Origin of the sequence: Delftia sp. WSY_22 (assembly GCF_043104185.1) — a bacterium.
Classification (GTDB): domain Bacteria; phylum Pseudomonadota; class Gammaproteobacteria; order Burkholderiales; family Burkholderiaceae_C; genus Comamonas; species Comamonas tsuruhatensis.
In genome coordinates this window covers 396,268-409,618 of sequence record NZ_JBICKN010000059.1, presented here as the reverse complement: position 1 = coordinate 409,618, position 13,351 = coordinate 396,268, and the positions used below count along the sequence as shown (strand labels likewise).

The 13,351-nt window shown below is 67.0% G+C and carries 12 protein-coding genes and 1 tRNA gene; 8 read left to right on the top strand and 5 right to left on the bottom strand.

Features of this window, described 5'->3' with window-relative positions:
* Window positions 1-9 precede the first annotated feature (9 nt).
* The 5 genes from ACF8NF_RS27570 (at window position 10) to adhP (ending at window position 4,872) form a co-directional block, all read left to right on the top strand.
* Entirely contained in the window at window positions 10-1,278 is a 1,269-nt protein-coding gene (locus ACF8NF_RS27570) for a Zn-dependent hydrolase (protein ID WP_392451653.1), read from the top strand.
* A gap of 70 nt (window positions 1,279-1,348) precedes the next feature.
* Window positions 1,349-1,425, top strand: a tRNA-Val gene (locus ACF8NF_RS27565).
* Window positions 1,426-1,670: 245 nt separating this feature from the next.
* On the top strand, window positions 1,671-2,210 hold the full coding sequence (phaR, locus tag ACF8NF_RS27560; RefSeq protein WP_016445296.1) for a polyhydroxyalkanoate synthesis repressor PhaR: 540 nt from the start codon (window positions 1,671-1,673) through the stop codon (window positions 2,208-2,210).
* Window positions 2,211-2,302: 92 nt separating this feature from the next.
* Window positions 2,303-3,691, top strand: coding sequence for a 30S ribosomal protein S12 methylthiotransferase RimO (gene rimO, locus ACF8NF_RS27555; protein ID WP_047468807.1), 1,389 nt, complete (start codon window positions 2,303-2,305; stop codon window positions 3,689-3,691).
* Window positions 3,692-3,843: 152 nt separating this feature from the next.
* Window positions 3,844-4,872 carry an alcohol dehydrogenase AdhP gene (adhP, locus tag ACF8NF_RS27550; protein WP_244386361.1) on the top strand — a complete coding sequence of 343 codons (1,029 nt, stop codon included), beginning with the start codon at window positions 3,844-3,846 and terminating at the stop codon, window positions 4,870-4,872.
* Window positions 4,873-4,934: 62 nt separating this feature from the next.
* On the opposite strand, the gene ACF8NF_RS27545 is transcribed toward adhP, so the two are convergent.
* From ACF8NF_RS27545 to ACF8NF_RS27525, 5 genes are all read right to left on the bottom strand, one after another.
* Window positions 4,935-6,356, bottom strand: a complete 1,422-nt coding sequence (locus ACF8NF_RS27545) for an MATE family efflux transporter (protein WP_017406155.1) — start codon at window positions 6,354-6,356, stop codon at window positions 4,935-4,937.
* Window positions 6,357-6,403: 47 nt separating this feature from the next.
* Complete coding sequence (locus ACF8NF_RS27540) at window positions 6,404-7,003, bottom strand: DUF2239 family protein (protein WP_343740084.1); 600 nt, start codon at window positions 7,001-7,003, stop codon at window positions 6,404-6,406.
* Window positions 7,004-7,156: 153 nt separating this feature from the next.
* Window positions 7,157-7,711, bottom strand: a complete 555-nt coding sequence (gene efp / locus ACF8NF_RS27535) for an elongation factor P (RefSeq protein ID WP_016445346.1) — start codon at window positions 7,709-7,711, stop codon at window positions 7,157-7,159.
* Between the two features lie 163 nt (window positions 7,712-7,874).
* The gene (gene earP, locus ACF8NF_RS27530) at window positions 7,875-9,008 is read right to left on the bottom strand and encodes an elongation factor P maturation arginine rhamnosyltransferase EarP (protein ID WP_392451652.1); all 1,134 of its coding nucleotides are present in this window, start codon (window positions 9,006-9,008) and stop codon (window positions 7,875-7,877) included.
* 5 nt (window positions 9,009-9,013) lie between these two features.
* Window positions 9,014-9,898 (bottom strand): LysR family transcriptional regulator, encoded by an 885-nt coding sequence (locus ACF8NF_RS27525; protein ID WP_017406152.1) that lies wholly within the window; start codon window positions 9,896-9,898, stop codon window positions 9,014-9,016.
* A 167-nt stretch (window positions 9,899-10,065) separates the two neighbouring features.
* Between ACF8NF_RS27525 and ACF8NF_RS27520 the strand changes: the two genes are divergently transcribed.
* Genes ACF8NF_RS27520 through ACF8NF_RS27510 form a run of 3 tightly spaced genes read left to right on the top strand, consistent with a single transcriptional unit; the run spans window position 10,066 to window position 13,307 of the window.
* Window positions 10,066-11,283 carry a CaiB/BaiF CoA transferase family protein gene (locus tag ACF8NF_RS27520; RefSeq protein WP_392451651.1) on the top strand — a complete coding sequence of 406 codons (1,218 nt, stop codon included), beginning with the start codon at window positions 10,066-10,068 and terminating at the stop codon, window positions 11,281-11,283.
* Window positions 11,280-12,269, top strand: a complete 990-nt coding sequence (locus ACF8NF_RS27515) for a hydroxymethylglutaryl-CoA lyase (RefSeq protein WP_017406150.1) — start codon at window positions 11,280-11,282, stop codon at window positions 12,267-12,269. Before ACF8NF_RS27520 ends, ACF8NF_RS27515 begins: the two co-directional genes overlap by 4 nt.
* A gap of 51 nt (window positions 12,270-12,320) precedes the next feature.
* Window positions 12,321-13,307 (top strand): Bug family tripartite tricarboxylate transporter substrate binding protein, encoded by a 987-nt coding sequence (locus ACF8NF_RS27510; protein WP_392442501.1) that lies wholly within the window; start codon window positions 12,321-12,323, stop codon window positions 13,305-13,307.
* Window positions 13,308-13,351 lie beyond the last annotated feature (44 nt).

Sequence of the window (13,351 nt, the reverse complement as noted above, 5' to 3'; positions counted from 1 at the left end):
GAGACCGCAATGGATACAGATACCCAAGTGAAGCAGGACATCGCGCAGCTGCGCGTCAACGGAAGCCGGCTGTGGGATTCACTCATGGAGCTGGCGCAGATCGGCGCCACGCCCAAGGGCGGCGTCTGCCGCCTGACGCTGACCGACCTGGACCGCCAGGGCCGTGATCTGGTGACCCGCTGGGCTCGCGAGGCGGGCATGACGGTGACCATCGACAAGATCGGCAACGGCTTCATGCGCCGGCCCGGGCGCGACAACAGCCTGCCGCCCATCATGACGGGCAGCCACATCGACACCCAGCCCACGGGCGGCAAGTTCGACGGCAACTACGGCGTGCTGGCGGGGCTGGAGGTGGTGCGCACGCTCAACGACCACGGCATCGAGACCGAAGCGCCCATCGAGGTGGCCTTCTGGACGAACGAGGAAGGCTCGCGCTTCGTGCCGGTAATGATGGGCTCGGGCGTGTTCGCCAAGGCCTTCACGCTGGAGCATGCCTATGCGGCCACCGACTTCGAAGGCAAGACCGTCAAGGGCGAGCTCGAGCGCATCGGCTATGTGGGCAGCCAGGAGCCGGGCGACCACCCGATCGGCGCCTACTTCGAATCCCACATCGAACAGGGCCCGGTGCTGGAGGACAACGCCAGGACCATTGGCGTGGTCACCGGCGTGCTGGGCATCCGCTGGTATGACTGCGTGGTCACGGGCATGGAGGCCCATGCCGGCCCCACGCCCATGGCCCTGCGCAAGGACGCGCTGCAAGTGGCCGCGCAGCTGATGCAGGAAGTGGTGGCCTGCGCCCACCGCCATCCGCCCCACGGGCGCGGCACCGTGGGCATGGTGCAGGTCCATCCCAACAGCCGCAACGTGATCCCGGGGCAGGTCAAATTCAGCATCGACCTGCGCAACGCCACCGATGCCGACTGCGAAGCCATGGACGCCGACATCCGCGCAGTGGCCGACCGCATCAGCCGGGAGACGGGCCTGCCCATAGCGATCAACCTGGTGTCCAGCTACCCCGCCCAACCCTTCCATGCCGACTGCGTGGATGCGGTGGCGCGCGCCGCCAAGGCCCTGGGCTACTCGCACATGCCCGTCGTCTCGGGCGCCGGGCATGACGCGGTCTACATGGCGCGGCTGGCGCCGGCCGGCATGGTCTTCATCCCCTGCAAGGACGGCATCAGCCACAACGAGATCGAGGACGCCACGCCCGCCGACATCACCGCAGGCTGCAATGTGCTGATGCACGCCATGCTGGAACGGGCCAGGGTGGCGGGTTGATCCAAAAAACTGCGCAACTTGCCCGGAAGCCCTGTTTTGCACTGCTATACTTGCGGCTTCAACAAACGACAGGCGCGTAGCTCAGCTGGTTAGAGCACCACCTTGACATGGTGGGGGTCGTTGGTTCGAGTCCAATCGCGCCTACCAAACAAAGCAGTCTCACCAGGGGCTGCAAAAAAGAAATCCCGCTTCAAGCGGGATTTTTTTTGCCCCAACGGTTGCATGGCGGCCATTTGCCGTGTCGCATGCGTTGATCCCCATCAGGGTTACTGCTGCGCCGGGTGCTGCAGGCGCTGCCTAGAATCTGTTGCAGTGCAATAGCCGATTGCCCGCACGAGCCGGTGCAAGCAGGCGCAAACAGGTACAGCAGGTACAAGAGGAGAAGCATTGCAATGCAAGAGACGACAACAGCCGCCGCCCCCAGCGCACAGCGCGTGATCAAGAAATACCCCAACCGCCGTCTCTACGACACCAACACGTCCTCCTACATCACGCTGACGGAAGTCAAGCAGCTGGTGATGGGCAACGAGCCCGTGGTGGTCAAGGACGCCAAGACGGGCGAAGACCTCACGCGCAGCATCCTGCTGCAGATCATTCTGGAAGAAGAGGCGGGCGGCGCCCCCATGTTCTCCGAGACCGTGCTGGCCAACATCATCCGTTTCTACGGCCACGCCATGCAGGGCTACATGGGCTCCTACCTGGAAAAGAACGTGCAGATGTTCACCGACTTCCAGAACAAGCTGGCCGAGCAGGCCCAGGGCACCTCGCCCGAGGCCTGGAGCCAGTTCATGCGCATGCAGCCGCCCGCCATGCAGAACATGATGAGCAGCTACATGGAGCAGTCGCAGAACATGTTCGCCCAGATGCAGGAGCAGATGCAAAAGCAGACCGAGCAGATGCTGGGCGCGCTCGGGATCAAGCGCAATAGCTGAGCTTGCAGGGATAAGTTCGGGGGCGGTTTACCAAGTTCGCGCAGAACTGGGACAATATCGCCCCTATGACCCCCACGAGCGACGCAACAACCATGACAACCCCTGCCGGCGCGGCCGCTCCGCGCGTGGGCTTCGTCTCCCTCGGGTGCCCCAAGGCACTCACGGACTCCGAACTCATCCTTACCCAGCTCAGCGCCGAGGGCTACCAGACCTCCAAGACCTTCGAGGGCGCTGACCTGGTGATCGTCAACACCTGCGGCTTCATCGATGACGCCGTGCGCGAGAGCCTGGACACCATTGGCGAGGCGCTGGCCGAGAACGGCAAGGTCATCGTCACGGGCTGCCTGGGCGCCAAGGCGGGCAAGGATGGCGGCAACCTGATCCAGGAAGTGCACCCCAGCGTGCTGGCCGTGACCGGTCCGCACGCCACGCAGGAGGTGATGAATGCCGTCCACACCCATCTGCCCAAGCCGCACGATCCCTTCATCGACCTGGTGCCGGGCGCCTTTGGCGAGGCGGGCATCAAGCTCACGCCCAGGCACTACGCCTACCTGAAGATTTCCGAGGGCTGTAACCACCGCTGCACCTTCTGCATCATCCCTTCCATGCGCGGCGATCTGGTTTCGCGTCCGGTGGGCGATGTGCTCAAGGAGGCGCGCGCACTGTTCGAGGGCGGCGTCAAGGAACTGCTGGTGATCAGCCAGGACACCTCGGCCTATGGCGTGGACGTGAAGTACCGCACGGGCTTCTGGGACGGCAAGCCGGTGAAGACGCGCATGCTCGAACTGGTGCAGACGCTGGCCGAGATCGCCGAGCCCTATGGCGCCTGGGTGCGCCTGCACTATGTCTACCCGTACCCCAGCGTGGACGAGATCATTCCGTTCATGGCCACGGGCCGCGTGCTTCCTTATCTGGACGTGCCCTTCCAGCACAGCCATCCCGATGTCTTGAAGCGCATGAAGCGCCCCGCCAACGGTGAAAAGAACCTGGAGCGCCTGCAGCGCTGGCGCGAAATCTGCCCGGACCTGGTGATCCGCTCCACCTTCATCGCGGGCTTCCCCGGCGAGACGGAGCAGGAGTTCGAGCACCTGCTGCAGTTCCTGCGCGAGGCGCAGATCGACCGCGCGGGCTGCTTTGCGTACAGCCCGGTCGAAGGCGCTGCCGCCAACGAGATTCCCGGCATGCTGCCCCTGGAAGTGCGTGAGGAGCGCCGCGCGCGCTTCATGGCCGTGGCCGAGGAGGTTTCCACTGCGCGCCTGCAAAAGCGCGTGGGCCAGACCATGCAGGTGCTGGTGGACAAGTCCGTGGGCCTGGGCAAGAAGGGTGGCGTGGGCCGCAGCTATGCCGATGCCCCCGAGATCGACGGCCTGGTGCACCTGCTGCCGCCCGAGAAGGCCAGCAAGACCTACAAGGTGGGCGACTTCGTCAAGGCGCGCATCGTGGGCACGCAAGGCCATGACCTGGTGGGCCAGCCCGTGTAAGCCTGCCGTTCTGCCATCTCCCGAAAACGGGCAAGGTTCTCCTTGCCCGTTTTTTTTGTCTTTTCCGGACCAGTGCCTGATATCGATCAAGGCGGCCGGACCTCTTCGCTGAAATGCTGTACCTACTTTGACGCAAAGAAAGGATGGCGCGAATGAACAGGACCATGAAGGCCGCCGTGGTGCGGGAGTTTGGCAAGCCGCTCACCATCGAGGAAGTCCAGGTGCCCAGGCCCGATCCCGGCCATGTGCTGGTGAAGATCGAGGCCTGCGGCGTCTGCCATACCGACCTGCACGCGGCGAAGGGCGACTGGCCCGTCAAGCCCAATCCGCCTTTCATTCCCGGCCACGAAGGCGTGGGCTATGTGGCCGCCGTGGGCGCGGGCGTCACCCATGTGAAGGAGGGCGACCGCGTGGGCATTCCGTGGCTGTACACGGCCTGCGGCCATTGCGAGCATTGCCTGGGCGGCTGGGAGACGCTGTGCGAGCAGCAAAAGAACACCGGCTACTCCGTCAACGGCGGCTTTGCGCAGTACGCGCTGGCCGATGCCAATTTCGTGGGCCTGCTGCCCGGCAGCGTGGACCTGATCGAGATCGCGCCCGTGCTGTGCGCGGGCGTCACGGTCTACAAGGGCCTGAAGGTCACCGACACCAGGCCCGGCAACTGGGTGGTGATCTCGGGCATCGGCGGCCTGGGCCACATGGCCGTGCAATATGCCAAGGCCATGGGCCTGAACGTGGCGGCGGTGGACGTGGATGACGACAAGCTGGCGCTGGCCCGGCGCCTGGGCGCACAGGTCACGGTCAATGCCATGACCACGGACCCGGCGGCCTATCTGAAAAAAGAGATCGGCGGCGCGCACGGCGCCCTGGTCACGGCGGTCTCGCCCAAGGCCTTCGAGCAGGCGCTGGGCATGGTGCGGCGCGGCGGCACGGTATCGCTCAACGGCCTGCCGCCCGGCAGCTTCCCGCTGCCCATCTTCAACATGGTGCTCAGCGGCGTGACGGTGCGCGGCTCGATCGTGGGCACGCGGCTGGACCTGCAGGAGTCGCTGGATTTCGCGGCCATGGGCAAGGTCAAGGCTACCGTGTCCACCGACCGGCTGGAGAACATCAACGACATCTTCGCGCGCATGCATGAAGGCAAGATCGAAGGGCGCGTGGTGCTGGACCTGAACGCCTGACGCTTTGCCCACCCAAAAAAAACAGGCTTCCCTCGGGAAGCCTGTTTTGCATGGCGCACGCCTTACACCATGCGGCGGATCGGGCGCTTCTTCCAGACCAGCTTGTAGTAGGCGGTCTGCAGGCACAGCGTCAGGGTGTAGGACAGCGGAAAGGCCATCCAGATTCCCATCAGCCCGAAGCTGCGGCTCAGCCACCATGCCATGGGCAGCTCCAGCACGGCGAGCACCGTGATGGTGATGGCCGTGGGAATGACCACATCGCCGCTGGCACGCATGATGGACGACAGGGCAATGAAGCAGCCCAGCAGCAGGCCGCTCCACAGCACGATGTACAGCAGTTCGATGGCCAGCACCAGCACCTGCTCGTCGGTGATGAACATGCCCAGCAGCGGCCGCGCGAACAGGCTGCCGATCAGGGCCAGGGCGGCGCCCAATGCCAGGTTCATGCGGATGGCCGTGGCCGTGATGGCGCCCAGGCGCTCGCTGCGTCCCGCGCCAATGGCCTGGGCTCCGAGGATGGAGGCCGTGATGGCCACCGAAATGACCGGGAACTGCGCAAACGAGTTGATCTGGTTGACCGCACCGTAGGCTGCCGTGGCGCTGGAGCCGAAGCCGTTGACCAGCGACACGACGACCAGCCCGGCCATGGACGAAGCGATCATCTGCACGCCCGTGGGAATGCCCACGCGCAGGATGCTCTTGAGCAGGGTCCGGTCAATGCGCATGGCTTTCCACAGCGCGGCATTGGGCGCCAGCGGGCTGGCTATGCGGCGCAGCCGCCAGCCCAGCCAGGCCAGGGCCAGGGTGAAGCCCAGGATCATGGATACGCCCGCGCTGGCCACGCCCAGGCGCGGCAGGCCGCCCCAGCCCGCAATCAGCGCCGGCGTGCAGACCAGGCCCGTGCCGGTGGAGATCAGCAGGGCCAGCATGGGCGAGACCGTGTCGCCCACGCCGCGCAGCAGCGAGGTGGCCAGCAGGAACACGAACAGCCCCGGCATGCCCAGCAGCACGATGCGCGAATACAGCGTGGCCTGCTCCATGATGTCGGGCGGCGTGCCCAGCAGACGCATCAGCGGCTCGGTGAACAGTCCGCCGAACAGGGCCACGACGGCGCCGAACAGCAGCCCTATGCACATGGCCGTGCCTGCGATGGCGCGCAGCTTGTCGTGCATGCGCGCACCGTAGGCCTGGCCTATCAGCACCGAGGAGCCTGCGCCCAGGCCGATCACGAAGGCGATGAAGAGAAACATCACCGGAAAAAAGGCCGCGACGGCCGCCAGGGCCTGCACGCCCAGCATCTGGCCGATGAAGACGCTGTTGATGGTGCCCGACAGCGACTGCAGGATATTGGCCAGGACCATGGGGCCCAGGAACACCAGGAAGGTGCGCCACAGTGGCTGGGTGCCGTGGGCGATGGGCGGCCCGGCGGGGCTGGATGCGGCAGGCGCAGCAGCCTGGGGCAGAGGTTCGTTAGGTTTCGTCATGTTGTGTCTGTTAATGCGACGAGAAAATGCAATGGAAGGCGGGGGCTTCAGTCCTGCCCTGGCGATGGCGGCGAGGACCAGGCAGCGCTGCTCAGTTGCTGCAGATAGCTTCGCACATCCTCGGGCCAGGTGGCGGTGTGCCTTGCAAAGGCGTCGGCCTGGTGTGCAAAGAGGGCGCGGCTGGCGTCCTCGAAATGGGGCAGGTCGCCCGCCATCTCGCTCATGAATCGGTAGGCGGCCTCGGTGGCGGCGCGCACGGCATCCTGTGCGGCATGCTTGCCACGCGCCTCGTCCACCAGTCTGCGCAGTGCGCCGGAGGCGCCGCCGGGCTGGCGGTTCAGCCATTCCCAGTGCCGTGGCAGCAAGGTGACTTCGCGTGCCACCACGCCCAGCTTGGGGCGGCCCACGCTGCGCGGTGCGGCGGCTTGTCCGGGTGCGGGCGATGCGGCCAGTTCGCTGCGCCAGTCCAGGTCCAGCCGCATGCCGCTGTGGTCGTCGAAAACCCACAGCGGCGGCGCCGATCCGCTGCCTTGCGGCTGCTGTTCATGGCTTTGCAGGAACTGCAGGACGGCAGGCCTGTCCCCCTGCAGCAGGCGGCCATGGCCCTGGAAGATGGTGTAGCTGGGTGCGGGCTCGGCGCCCGCCATGCAAGAGTCGGTAGTCATGTGCTAGATATTAGCCGGGTAAAATATGCAAGTCAATTAAACCCGGGTAAATATCTGCATGGATGCCGCGCGCCCAAAGAAAAAGCCCCTGGCAGAGACTGCCAGGGGCTTCGCAGAGGGAACTGCAAGCGTTGTTTAGACGCGCTTGCGGTACTCGCCCGTGCGGGTATCGATTTCGATCTTGTCGCCCTGGCTCACGAACAGGGGCACGGGCACTTCAAAGCCGGTGGCGATCTTGGCGGGCTTGAGCACCTTGCCCGATGTGTCGCCCTTGACGGCGGGTTCGGTCCAGGTGATTTCGCGTTCCACGGACGTGGGCAGTTCGCAGGAGATGGCCTTGCCGTCGTAGAACACGACTTCGGCCTGCATGCCGTCTTCCAGGTAGTTGATGGCGTCGCCCATGTTGGCGGCTTCCACTTCGTACTGGTTGTATTCGGCATCCATCCAGACGTACATCGGATCGGCGAAGTAGGAGTAGGTGCACTCCTTCTTGTCCAGGATCACGTTGTCGATCTTGTCGTCGGCCTTGAACACGACTTCGGTGCCCATGTTCGACAGCAGGGCCTTGAGCTTCATGCGCACGGTGGCGGCGCCGCGGCCACCGCGAGCGTATTCGGTCTTCAGGACGATCATCGGGTCCTTGCCGTGCATGATCACGTTGCCGGCGCGGATTTCTTGAGCGATTTTCATAGCTTGCTTGGCTGAGGTTGAAGCCGCTCAACAGGGCAGGCAAGCGAAGTCGCTGGGACGGTGCGCCTGCCGCAGTTCCGCGGCGGGTGCAACCCTGGTTGGTCGATGGCGGCCGGCTGGCGGTCGCCCGCAACGGCGCCTCCAGGGAGGCAAAACGTGCATTCTAGCTTTTTTCGGTCACGAAAGCTTGCAGCTGCTCAATCAATGGGGTCTGTTGCAGCAGCCGCGCGCGCGCGGCCAGTGCGCAGTCCTGCCATTGCCGCAGCAGCGCAGGCGTGATCGCGGGCAGGGTGCTTGCCGGTGCCATGCCGTTCCAGGCATGGTGGAAGGCGCGCAGGCTGGCCGGCGCCTGCAGCCAGTCCAGGAAGGCGTGTAGCTTGTCGTGGTGGGCGTCGTCGTGCTGGGGATAGATGTGCCAGACCAGGGGCTGGCCGGCCCACAGCGCGCGTACCAGCGAATCCTCGCCGCGCACCAGGTTCAGGTCGCAGGCCCAGAGCATCTCGTCGAACTGCGGCTGGGGGCAGGGCTGCAGCGCATGCCGGGTCACCGCGCCTTGTTCCGTGGCGGGCACGCTGGTCATGGCCTGTTGCACGGCGGCGGCTGCGCGCCCCGGGGTCACCAGCAAATGCGTGGCCTGCGGCGCAGGGGGCGCTGCATGCAGCTGGTACAGCCAGTGCGGCAGGGCAGGGGGCTCGTAGCAGAACAGCGAGATGGCGCAATCGCCGGTGCCTATGCCGTGGCGTGTGCGCCAGGCCTGCCGGCCCCCGGAAGCAAAAGCCGCCTGGCGCGCGGCCAGGTCCGGCTCGCGCAGCAGGCCGCCCGTGGCGGCCGTGAAGCCCGGATAGAAGAACCAGCGCGTCAACCCCGCAGCCGGCCCCGACATCAGCGGCGAGGGCAGGCGGTGGCAGCGCTCCACATAGTCCTCTGCCGACAGGTATTCGAGGTTGATCCACAGCGGTGCGCGGCGCGCGATGGCCGCCAGAAAGGGCGGCGGGATCTCGCAGCCGAAGGCCTCGATGACCACATCGCCCACGGCCTGCGGAATGTCCTGCGCCTGCGTGGGCCAGCCGTGCATGCTGAGCCCGGCCGGGTGGGGCCGGGGCGCCATCCAGGCCAGGGCGCTGGCGTCGTCCATCCACAGCCGCACGCGCTGGCCGCGTGAGGCCAGGTCGGCCGCCGCGCGCCAGCACACGCCGATGTCGCCGAAGTTGTCTATTACCTGGCAGAAGATGTCCCAGGTCCGTGCAGCGGCCTGTTCTGGCAGAGGGGCCGGGGGGATGGGGTTGAAGGCAAGCATGGGAGTCAGGGTTCGCACAGGTGTTCGACCAGCAACTGCGCCACGGGCGGCAGGGCCTCCTGCGAGCGCACGCACAGCATCAGCTGGCGCTCGGCCCAGGGCTCGTCCAGCGCAATGCAGCGCAGCGGCAGGGCGCCCAGGTACAGGCGGGCACTGCCTTCGGGCAGGATGCCGACGCCCAGGCCCGAGGCCACCATCAGGCACAGCGCGTCATAGCCCGTGACCTTCATGCGCAGCCGGGGCTGCAGACCCAGGTCGGCCGCGGCGCGCGTGATCTGGTGGTTGAGCGCGCTGCCGGCGTGCATGCCCACCAGGTCATGGTCCAGCACCTGGGCCAGCCGCAGCGAGCGCCGGCGCGCCAGCGCATGGCCCTGGGGGACGATGACGATGAGGCGATCGCGCCGGTACGGGCGCAGGCGGATCTTCTCGCCGTAGCTGCCCTGGTTGAGGATGCCGATATCGGCCTCGTTGTCGGCCACGGCGCGCGCGATGTCGCTGCTCACCCGCTCCTGCAAGCGCACGTCCACATGCGGGTGCTGGTCCAGGAAGCGCTGCAGCTGGGAGGGCAGGAACTGCGTGATGGCCGAGATGTTGGCCATCACGCGCACATGGCCGCGCAGGCCGCTGCCGTACTCGCGCATCTGCTCGCCGATGCCGTCCAGGTCATTGAGCACGCCGCGCGCCATGTTCAGCAGTGCATAGGCGGCGGCCGTGGGTACGCTGCCGCGGTTGCTGCGGGTGAACAGCTCCACCTGCAGCTGGCTCTCCAGCTCGGCCAGCCGCCGGCTGGCGGCCGAGGGGGCGATGTGTTCACGTGCGGCGGCGCGGGCGATGGCGCTTTCCTCCATCACGGCCACGAACAGGCGCAGCGAAATCGGGTCGAGTTTCATGGGGTGGCGATTATCTCCCGGCCCGCCCGGCTGGGTTCTGCCATGCCGGTTTGCGATGGCAGCGTCGCGCTTGAGCGTTTTGCGGCCGGCGCGGACGGCGGCAAGATCGGCGCCGCGGCAATGCCATCGGAGGCCGGCCGCAGGAGACAAAGAGGAAGCGCTTACCCATGACACAACAGACAAGGCAGGCCCCCCCACCCGGCGCGCTCAGCGGCGTGCGCGTGGTCGAGATGGGGCAATTGATCGCCGGGCCGTTCTGCGGCAAGACGCTGGGCGAGTTCGGCGCCGACGTGGTCAAGATCGAGGCGCCGGGCGCGGGCGATCCGCTGCGCAACTGGCGCCTGATCAAGAACGGCACCTCGGTCTGGTGGCAGGTGCAGTCGCGCAACAAGCGTTCGGTGGCGCTGGACCTGCGCCAGCAGGAGGGCCAGGACATCGCCCGGCGCCTGATCGCCGAGGCCGATGTGCTGGTCGAGAACTTCCGCCCCGGCACGCTGGAGGGCTGGGGCATGTCGCCCGAGCAGCTGCATGCGCTCAACCCCGGGCTGGTCATCCTGCGCATCTCGGGCTACGGCCAGACCGGCCCCTACCGCGACCTGCCGGGCTTTGGCGTGATCGGCGAGGCCATGGGCGGCCTGCGCCACCTGACGGCCGAGCCGGGCCGCGTACCGGTGCGCGTGGGCGTGTCCATTGGCGACACGCTGGCCGCTCTGCATGGCGTGATCGGCGTGATGATGGCCCTGTACCACCGCAAGGTGAACGGCGGTGCCGGCCAGGTCATCGACGTGGCGCTGCATGAGGCCGTGTTCAACGTCATGGAAAGCCTGCTGCCCGAATACAGCGCCTTCGGCGCCGTGCGCGAGGCCGCAGGCAGCGCGCTGCCGGGCATTGCGCCGTCCAACGCCTATCCCTGCCAGGACGGCTGGGTGCTGGTGGCCGGCAATGGCGACTCCATCTTCAAGCGCCTGATGGCCACCATCGGCCGCCAGGACCTGGCTGACGATCCGCAACTGGCCGACAACGCGGGCCGCGTGGCGCGCATTGCCGAGATCGATGCCGTCATCGGCGGCTGGACGCGCACGCAGAGCGTGCAGGCCGTGATGGACCAACTGGCCGCCGCACGCGTGCCGGCCGGCAAGGTCTACACCGCCAAGGACATTGCCGAGGACCCGCACTACCGCGCCCGCGACATGATCCTCAGCCAGCACACGCGCGACGGCGACGACATCGAGGTGCCGGGCATCGTGCCCAAGCTCTCGCTCACGCCGGGTACGGTGCGCACCAGCGCCCCCCATGTGGGCGACGACACCGACGCGGTGCTGGCCGAGGCCGGCCTCACGGCCGAACAGATTGCGCTGCTGCGCAGCAAGGGAGTGATCCAATGAACGCCGTCCACACCACGGATGTCTGGCAGGGCGCGGGCCGCCGCGTTTTCTTCAACGAGGTCGGCACGCGCGACGGGCTGCAGATGGAGCAGGCCTTTGTCCCCACCGAGGACAAGATCGCCCTGGTCAATGCACTGTCGCAGGCCGGCCTGTCCAAGATCGAGGTCACGGCCTTTGTCTCGCCCACCGCCATTCCCGCGCTGCGCGACGGCGAAATCGTCATGCGTGAGATAGAGCGCCGCCCCGGCACCGTCTACACCGCCCTGGTGCCCAATGCGCGGGGCGCCGAGCGCGCCATCGAGGCGCGCACGGACGAACTCAACCTCGTCATGTCGGTCAGCGAGACCCACAACCTGTGCAACCTGCGCATGCAGCGCAGCCAGTCGTTCGCGGCGCTGGCCCAGGTCGTGGCCACGGCGCAGCAGGCGGGCGTGCCCGTCAATGTCTCGCTGTCGTGCTGCTTTGGCTGCCCCATGGAGGGCGATGTGCCGCAGCAGGAAGTCTTCGGCTGGGTGCAGCGCTTTGCCGATCTGGGCGTGCAGGGCATCACGCTGTGCGACACCACGGGCATGGCCTTCCCGACCCAGGTGCGCGCCATGGTGGCCGCCTTCCGGCAGCGCTGGCCGCAGCTGGGCATGACCCTGCATTTCCACAACACGCGCGGCATGGCGCTGGCCAATGTGCTGGCCTCCATCGAGGCGGGCGGCGACCGCTTCGATGCCTCCATCGGCGGCCTGGGCGGCTGCCCCTATGCGCCGGGCGCCTCGGGCAATGCCTGCACGGAGGACATCGTCCACGCGCTGCAGCTCATGGGCTACGACACCGGCGTGGACCTGGCGCAGATCGTCGCGGCCGCGCGCAGCCTGCCCGCGCTGATCGGCCATGACACGGCCAGCCAGATCGCCAAGGCCGGCGCGCGGCTGGACCTGCACCAGCCACCGGCCGACTTTGCAGCCATCCGCGAACGGGCTTTGGCCAAGGGCTGAGGCCGGCGCGCATTCTCATTCACAAGAACCGAGCAAACCAAGGAGACAAAGATGAAGAAGATTCAACGCAGACAGATCGCAGCCGTGGCCATGGCCATCGCAGGACTGGGCCTGGGCGGCACAGCCGCACTGGCGCAGGGCGGCTACCCCGCCAAGACCATCACCATGATCGTGCCGGCCGCAGCCGGTGGCACCACCGACCTGGCCGCGCGCATGGCGGCCCAGGCCCTGGCGCCGGTGATCGGCCAGTCGGTGGTGGTGGACAACAAGGGCGGTGGCAACGGCTCCATCGCGGCCAGCCTGGTCAAGCGTGCCGAGGCCGATGGCTACACCCTGCTCATGCAGTACTCGGGCTACCACGTGATCTCGCCCCACCTGACCAAGGCCCGCACCTGGGAGCAGGGCGACTTCCAGCCCGTGGCCAATGTGCTGTCGGCGCCGCAGATCATCGTGGTGCGGTCCGAGCTGCCCGTGAAGACGCTGGCCGAACTCGTGGCCTATGCCAAGGCCAACCCGGGCAAGCTGAACTACGCCTCTTCCGGCAACGGATCGCTGCAGCACGTGACCGGCGCCATGCTGGAGCAGCAGGCCGGCATCAAGATGGTCCACGTGCCCTACAAGGGCACGGGCCCCGCGCTGCAGGACCTGCTGGGTGGCCAGGTGGACCTGACCTTCGGCACGGCGCCGCCCTTCATGCCCCATGTGCAAAGCGGCAAGCTGCGCGTGCTGGCCGTCACCGGCACGCAGCGCCTGCCCAGCCTGCCGGATGCGCCCACCACGGCCGAGGCCGGCTACGCAGGCGTCAACGCCACCTCCTGGTTTGCCGTGTTCGCGCCCGCCGCCACGCCCAAGCCCGTGATCGACAAGCTCACGGCAGACCTCAAGAAGGTCGTGGAGAACCCGGCCTTCAAGCAAAAGGCGCAGGAGCAGGGCGCCACGGCCGACTACATGAACCCGCAGCAGCTCGGCGCCATGGTCAAGACCGACTGGGCCAACTGGGCCCAGGTGGTCAAGTCCTCGAAGATCGAGGCCGAGTAAGAGCCCGAGGGCCCGCAGGCCCGCTGCGGCGGGCCCGGGCAGCG

Bases quoted from the DNA above. Each gene is read 5' to 3' on its own strand.
- ACF8NF_RS27570 (WP_392451653.1), top strand. From the start codon at position 10: ATGGATACAGATACCCAAGTGAAGCAGGACATCGCGCAGCTGCGCGTC.
- phaR (WP_016445296.1), top strand. From the start codon at position 1,671: ATGCAAGAGACGACAACAGCCGCCGCCCCCAGCGCACAGCGCGTGATC.
- rimO (WP_047468807.1), top strand. From the start codon at position 2,303: ATGACAACCCCTGCCGGCGCGGCCGCTCCGCGCGTGGGCTTCGTCTCC.
- adhP (WP_244386361.1), top strand. From the start codon at position 3,844: ATGAACAGGACCATGAAGGCCGCCGTGGTGCGGGAGTTTGGCAAGCCG.
- ACF8NF_RS27545 (WP_017406155.1), bottom strand. From the start codon at position 6,356: ATGACGAAACCTAACGAACCTCTGCCCCAGGCTGCTGCGCCTGCCGCA.
- ACF8NF_RS27540 (WP_343740084.1), bottom strand. From the start codon at position 7,003: ATGGCGGGCGCCGAGCCCGCACCCAGCTACACCATCTTCCAGGGCCAT.
- efp (WP_016445346.1), bottom strand. From the start codon at position 7,711: ATGAAAATCGCTCAAGAAATCCGCGCCGGCAACGTGATCATGCACGGC.
- earP (WP_392451652.1), bottom strand. From the start codon at position 9,008: ATGCTTGCCTTCAACCCCATCCCCCCGGCCCCTCTGCCAGAACAGGCC.
- ACF8NF_RS27525 (WP_017406152.1), bottom strand. From the start codon at position 9,898: ATGAAACTCGACCCGATTTCGCTGCGCCTGTTCGTGGCCGTGATGGAG.
- ACF8NF_RS27520 (WP_392451651.1), top strand. From the start codon at position 10,066: ATGACACAACAGACAAGGCAGGCCCCCCCACCCGGCGCGCTCAGCGGC.
- ACF8NF_RS27515 (WP_017406150.1), top strand. From the start codon at position 11,280: ATGAACGCCGTCCACACCACGGATGTCTGGCAGGGCGCGGGCCGCCGC.
- ACF8NF_RS27510 (WP_392442501.1), top strand. From the start codon at position 12,321: ATGAAGAAGATTCAACGCAGACAGATCGCAGCCGTGGCCATGGCCATC.